This is a genomic window from Flavobacterium sp. (assembly GCF_036515215.1).
GTDB lineage: Bacteria > Bacteroidota > Bacteroidia > Flavobacteriales > Flavobacteriaceae > Flavobacterium.
Window position 1 is genome coordinate 1 of the sequence record NZ_DATBVQ010000150.1, and the last position, 6,541, is coordinate 6,541.

Consider the following 6,541-nt stretch of genomic DNA (forward strand, 5'->3'; position numbering starts at 1 on the left):
CGGGGAAAGGTAAAGCTGAATTATATTATTATAATAATCGCTGTGGCAATGATGGCTGTCTGGGGCTATACCTCATTCCAGACTGGAGGAATGATCAATAAACGGTATAAAAATCAGGATGCGGCCGGTCGAGTAAAAGAAAATCAGTTTACCGGACGGGAGGACATTGCTCAATCTGAAATTAATATGTTTTTAGAAAATCCTGTTTTTGGAGTTGGAGTTGCCAAGGGAGCCGAGATAAGAGAAACAGAATCTGGGGTTTTTGCTGCTTCGCACGATGAAATCACGCGCATGCTAGCAGAACATGGAACTTTGGGTATCTTGGGATTATTAATTCTGTTTATCACACCGCTGGTTTTGTATCTCGAAAACAGTTTTAATATGTTTATGTTGTGCTTTGTCGCTTTCTGGTTTTTGACTATTAATCATGCTGCAATGCGAACCGCGGTTCCTGCATTTGTGTATTCGTTGGCTTTATTGAATGTGCGGTTGGGGGGTCCTGACAAGCGTAAGGTGAGTGATTAGTTTTTTAGTGTTCAGTGGTCAGTGTTCAGTGGTCAGTTTGTAGTGAGCAGTGGTCAGTATTCAGTGGTCAGTATTCAGTGTTCAGTGTTCAGTGATCAGTGTTCAGAGATCAGTGGTCAGTGGTCAGTGATCAGTATTTAGAGATCAGTAGTCAGTGGTCAGTATTCAGTGGTCAGTGTTCAGAGATCAGTGTTCAGAGATCAGTAGTCAGTGGTCAGTATTCAGTGGTCAGTGGTCGGTGTATAGAGATCAGTGTTCAGTGTTCAGTGTTCAGTTTTTAGAGATCAGTAGTCAGTGGTCAGTTTTTTAGTGTTTAGAGATCAGTAGTCAGTGGTCAGTATTTAGTGATCAGTGCTTAGAGATTAGTGCTTAGTGTTCATTGTTCAGGGAGCGGTTATAACTGTTTCTCCACTATTATATAGATTAAATCTTTCAAAAGGAATTTTGTTAAAATATTTAACATTTTTTAGAATGATATGAGTTCAAAAGCATTAAATTGCGAGCGAAACCACAAGAGCAATGTCCAAGAAAAAAATACATTTTGAAATCTCCGAAAGGAAAATGATCCTTCGGCTGTTTGATATCTTTTTTGCTTTGGCGGCTGTGTACTTGATTGGAAATGGTTTCGAACTGGATTATTTGCAAACCTCCGTTTCCAATATTTATTTGGTTGTGGTTCTGGCATGCTATATCAATGTCTTCGGAATGATTTTCGAGATGTACAATCTGCAGGTGGCCAGCAATGAATTTCAAATTTTAAAAAGCACACTGCTTACCGTTTCCACCACGGTTTTGGTGTATTTACTGACTCCCGTTTTTTCGCCGGAATTGCCTTCCAATCGGTTTCAGATTCTGGCATTTTATGTTGTTATCTTCACTGCCTTGATCTTATGGAGGCTTTTTTATGTCCGCTTCTTGGCATCGAACCGTTTCCTCCAAAATGCAGTCTTGATTTGCGAAAATGATCAGCTGGAAGAGTTGGTTTTAGGATTGGAAAACATAGATCCCCACTACAAAATTATTGGATACCTGAGCGGAGATGCCGTTGAAAAGGATTCGCAATTACGCAACCATTTTTTGCAGCAGATTGAAAGAAATGATTTGGCTTCCTTTGTAAAGAAAAATGGGGTTTCGGAAATCGTAATCGCATCAAAGAACACTCAAGGAATCACTTCTGAATTATACCAACAATTACTGCAGCTTTTGGAATCGGGTAAAGTCATTAGAGAGTACACGCAAGTATATGAAAGCAAGACTCAGCGTATCCCTGTCCAGCATATGGCTAGGGATTTTTATCATTTTTTCCCGTTCAGTAGAAGCAACCAAAATAAATTGTATTTATCGGCTGTACGAGCTATCGAAATTGGATTTTCTTTCGTGGGAATTGCTATAGGTACTTTATTGTCGCCGTTAATACTATTGGGGAATGTTGCTGGAAATAGGGGCACGTTATTTTATACACAAGAGCGTATAGGAAAAGACGGTGTAGTTTTCAATATTTTGAAATTCCGAACGATGGTCAAAAATGCGGAGTCGAACGGAGCCGTTTTTACGACTATGAATGACTCGAGAATTACTGCATTCGGTAAATTTTTGAGAAAATCCAGGATTGATGAAATCCCACAATTCGTCAATATCCTTAAGGGCGATATGGCAGTTATTGGTCCACGTCCCGAACGTCCCCATTTTGTAAAAGAAATCAGGGGGCTCATGCCGTTCTACGAAACGAGACATGTGATTAAACCGGGACTTACCGGTTGGGCGCAGGTTAATTATGCCTACGGCGAAACAATAGACGACAGTCTGATCAAACTGCAATACGATCTCTATTACATCAAACACAGGAGTTTTTATCTGGATTTGAATATTGCGCTAAAAACCATCACAACCGTTTTGTTTTATAGGGGGCAGTAGCTTACGATTTTCGATTTTCGATTTTTCGATGGATGAAAAACGAAAAACGGTCAACGATCAACGATGTTCGATGGACGATAAACGGAAAACGGTCAACGAAAAACGGTCATCGCCTGTTCTGGATTAACAATCTCACCAATACAATTCCGCTTGTTAAAATCAAAGGCAACACAATCAAAAGATGAGCTTTGTTGAGCAGGATAAGCAAGTAAACCATCAATGCCGCCAGATTGAATAAAGCAAGTCCGTAAATCCATTTTTTGTTCTCTATATAACAGAAATAAAGAAGGGCTAGCGCCGCGGGATTGAATAGAAGAATGTTGTAATTGTATGCCAATTCCTGATGGCTCGAATAAAATCCCACAGCCAGAAAGAACAAGCCCAACAATCCCATCGTCAAAAGGTACAGTTGATTGATAAATTTTCTGTTCACAAAAACTACGGCAGCGAGTAAAAGAAGATAGGAATAACAATTGTTCCACCAAGAACTGGGATGCATTTCACTGAACTCGAGCAGGGTTTTGTTTTCTTTCGCGAGCGGATGGTTTTTGTATTGCACCTTTTTCAGGCTCTTTTTTAATTCGAACGGCAAAAATATCTGCGTTCCCAATCGATCCACCTTTCTTCCAAAAATAATGCTGGTCCCCAGTTGTTCGTAAAAGTGATGGTCAAAATAAGGATACAAAATCGTTCTGTATGTAATGTTAGTATCGATATTCTTGACGATCGCAACGGTGTCCAAGGTTTTGTTGATGATGTCAACCACCATCGACGTACAGTTTTTGTCGATAAATTTATAGGTGTAGTGACTTTCGCCGGATGCCAAGGAGGTGTTGAGATTCTCAAACAGTTTTTGTTTTAGGGCGTACGGAATATTCAGTTCCTGCTCATAAACCGACCTTCTTTCGTAGTTATATTCATTCATGAAGTCCGTGAACGAATGTGCCACAGCAAAATATTGCAGGTCTCCTTTTATGAATTTAGCTACAAAATTTGGTGTGTTAAAATCAAATGCGCCATAATTGTAAACGAGATCAATAAAATGGTCCGTATCGGAGATTCTGATTGCGGTATGTCCAAATAACGAGTAGGATTCGTTTCCTGTTCCGCAAGTCAACACGCTAACTTTCGCGTTCTCCGATAATATCGGATTTTGGCCAAAGCTGATAGTCGCGTTGCCTAAGAAAACGGCAATAAGGACTATTTTATTTAAAACGGAAACGTTCATTTTTATTTTGTTAAAGAGTGTAATCAATTTCTAAATAGCGATAAATCTACTTTTACCGAAAAAATATTGGAATAGACGGCAGCGCTCTGATTGCCCAGATCGGTTAAAGCGTAATCTACTTGAATGCCTTTGTATTTGAAGCCCAAACCGATGTTGGGCTGGAAGCCCACTTTTTCGGTACTGTCCAATTGCTTGATTTTTTGAAAGTTACCCACACCAGCGCGCACAAAAACCAAATCGGTATAGCCAAATTCGAAGCCCACTGCTGGGTCGATACTGACGAAATCAGTCGAAATCAAATCATTGGTTTTGGAGAATCTCATATTCAGATTGGCTGCGGCCAAAAGAGAATAGTCGTAACGGATGATGAACTTTTTGGAGAGCCCCAGTTGGGCTTTGGGAGCGGTGATTTCGGTACTTTCCGGCAGTTCCTGGTTTTGTCCGGGCACCGCATCGGCAATTTTTTTGTACTCCTTCTCATCGATATTCCACACATTATAAGTGGTGGTGATATCGCGAAGCATCAATCCGAATTGCCAGTCATTTTTTTCAAACTGCAGTCCCACATCAAAACCGAATCCCCAAGAATCGGCAAATTTACCGATAACGCGTCTGATTAGTTTCGCGTTGACGCCATATTGGAATCCCGGAACGGCTAGTTTTCGAGCGTAGGAAAAAGTGAAGCCGTAATCGGCAGTCGAAAAAAGGCTGATTCTATTGTAATCGATATTGCCCTGGCTGTCTATCAGTTCAGTTGTGTTGAGGATATCATCAACCCCAAAACGGATTAACGAAATTCCATAAGCACTGCGGTCATCTATAGGACTGGCGTAAGCGATATAATCGTATTGCGCGATATTGGCGAAGTAGTTGGCGTGCATCAACGAAATTTGATGGTCTTCTAGGCGGCTTAGGCCTGCTGGATTCCAATAGCCCGAATTGACATCGGATGTACTTGCCACAACCGCATTTGCCATACCCAAGGCCGCCGCATCAACGCCAATATTCATGAATTCATTGGAATATTTTCTGACGGCTTGACCGTAATTTACGGAACAAATCAAAAGCAATATAAGGAATTGAATTTTTTTCAATCGTATTGTTTTTACAAGCGGGGAAGCCGTTTAATTTTTATCAAAAATATAATTTTTTACTGAGCTTCCTTCGCTCTTGACGCAAATAAATGACAATGGGAAAAGGGCTGTTAATAATCTCCGCAAAAAACGGGCCTGCATCCAGTTATTATATTAAATTTGTCAGCTAAGACTTTAAATTAAAAATTGCAATGAACATTAAAAAACACATCCCTAATTCAATAACATTACTTAATCTTTTATGCGGATGCATTGCTATGGTCTTCGTGTCAAAGTCAGATTTCGAAATGGCTTTTTATTTTGTATGTCTTGGGATTTTCCTGGATTTTTTTGACGGTTTTTTTGCCCGATTATTGAAAGTGTCGGGTCCGCTGGGCTTGCAGTTGGATTCCTTGGCTGATATGGTTACCAGCGGTCTGGTGCCTGGTTATGTGATGTTTTTTATGCTTTCAAACAGCCAGCATGAGATTTCCGCGAGCCCATTGCTGCCTTATCTGGGATTTATCGTTACGATGGGTTCCTGTTACCGTTTGGCGGTATTTAATATCGATACGCGCCAGACCAATTCTTTCATAGGTTTACCGACACCCGCAAACGCCCTGTTTGTTTTGAGTTTGCCTCTGGTGTTAAAATATTCGGATTCCTTGGTAATGCTCGAGGTCTTGACAAATCAATGGGTTTTGATGGCCATCATACTCTTTAGCGCTTATATTTTGAATGCGGAAATCCCTTTATTTTCCTTGAAAGTTAAAAAGTTTAGCTTCAAGCATAATGCACTTCAAATCGTCTTTCTTTCTTTTTCTTTTTTGTTGTTGGTGTTTTTCCAATACGCTGGAATTCCATTAATAATCATCAGTTATGTGTTACTATCAATAGTGAGCAATAAATTTTTATTGGATGAGAAAAAAAAGCGTTAAAAGAAAGCCACCTATAAGTCGCAGGACTAAAAAGAAAGCTTCTTTTTTTTCCGGCAAAGTGCTGCGATTTGCGATACTTGCCTTTTTTGTCTTTCTCGTTTTTGGGTTGGGTTATCATTATCGAAATGGCCTTGCCTATTATTTTAGTTTCAAATCAAATCGCGTTTTACAAAAGGAGGCCGAGGACAAGCGTATTTCAGATGTTCGAAATTACCAGGTTTTAGACAAACATGCAGGCAAAGCGATTGGTTTGGACGTCTCTGAATACCAAGGGAAAATCAGTTGGAAAGACGTTGACACTTTAGAAAATAAATATCCTGTACACTTCGTGTTCATTCGAGCAACGGTGGGTAATGACAGATTGGACAGACAGTTTAAGGAAAATTGGCTTGGCGCCAAAAACAATAAACTTCTTAGGGGCGCCTATCACTATTACCGTCCAAACGAAAATTCTCTCGAGCAGGCAGAACTTTTTATTAAAACCGTTTCCTTGAGTAAGGGGGATTTACCTCCCGTTTTGGATATTGAAAAATTGCCCGAAAATCAATCTGTCGAGCGACTAAAAATAGGGCTGAAGAGATGGCTGAAAAAGGTGGAGGAACATTATAAAGTAAAGCCAATCATTTATACGGGGGAGCGATATTACGACGATTTTCTGAAAGAGGAATTCAGTGATTATCTTTTTTGGATTGCCAATTACAATTTTTATCGCGAGAAAATAGATGAAGAATGGTTGTTCTGGCAATTTACGGAAAAAGCAGCAGTAAAAGGAATTAAGGGGAATGTGGACGTCAATATCTACAACGGGGATTTGCAGCAATTACGTTATATTACGGTTGATTAGTGATCAGTGTTCAGTATTC

6 protein-coding genes are annotated in these 6,541 nt (G+C 40.0%); 4 read left to right on the plus strand and 2 right to left on the minus strand.

The window, feature by feature from the left end:
- Positions 1 to 525 (plus strand): O-antigen ligase family protein (locus VIH09_RS10225; RefSeq protein WP_331580586.1); only part of this gene is annotated, 525 nt, incomplete at its 5' end.
- 519 nt (positions 526 to 1,044) lie between these two features.
- A complete protein-coding gene (locus tag VIH09_RS10230; protein WP_331580589.1) occupies positions 1,045 to 2,439 on the plus strand; it encodes an exopolysaccharide biosynthesis polyprenyl glycosylphosphotransferase in 1,395 nt (464 codons plus the stop codon).
- Between the two features lie 106 nt (positions 2,440 to 2,545).
- Here VIH09_RS10230 and VIH09_RS10235 read toward each other — a convergent pair whose 3' ends face one another.
- Positions 2,546 to 3,667 (minus strand): DUF4105 domain-containing protein, encoded by a 1,122-nt coding sequence (locus tag VIH09_RS10235; protein ID WP_331580591.1) that lies wholly within the window; start codon positions 3,665 to 3,667, stop codon positions 2,546 to 2,548.
- A gap of 23 nt (positions 3,668 to 3,690) precedes the next feature.
- The gene (locus VIH09_RS10240; protein WP_331580597.1) at positions 3,691 to 4,677 is read right to left on the minus strand and encodes a PorV/PorQ family protein; all 987 of its coding nucleotides are present in this window, start codon (positions 4,675 to 4,677) and stop codon (positions 3,691 to 3,693) included.
- Between the two features lie 275 nt (positions 4,678 to 4,952).
- Between VIH09_RS10240 and VIH09_RS10245 the strand changes: the two genes are divergently transcribed.
- Together VIH09_RS10245 and VIH09_RS10250 are read left to right on the plus strand one after the other, a co-directional pair.
- Positions 4,953 to 5,678 (plus strand): CDP-alcohol phosphatidyltransferase family protein, encoded by a 726-nt coding sequence (locus VIH09_RS10245; protein WP_331580593.1) that lies wholly within the window; start codon positions 4,953 to 4,955, stop codon positions 5,676 to 5,678.
- Positions 5,659 to 6,522, plus strand: a complete 864-nt coding sequence (locus VIH09_RS10250) for a glycoside hydrolase family 25 protein (RefSeq protein WP_331580595.1) — start codon at positions 5,659 to 5,661, stop codon at positions 6,520 to 6,522. Before VIH09_RS10245 ends, VIH09_RS10250 begins: the two co-directional genes overlap by 20 nt.
- Positions 6,523 to 6,541: the final 19 nt, after the last annotated feature.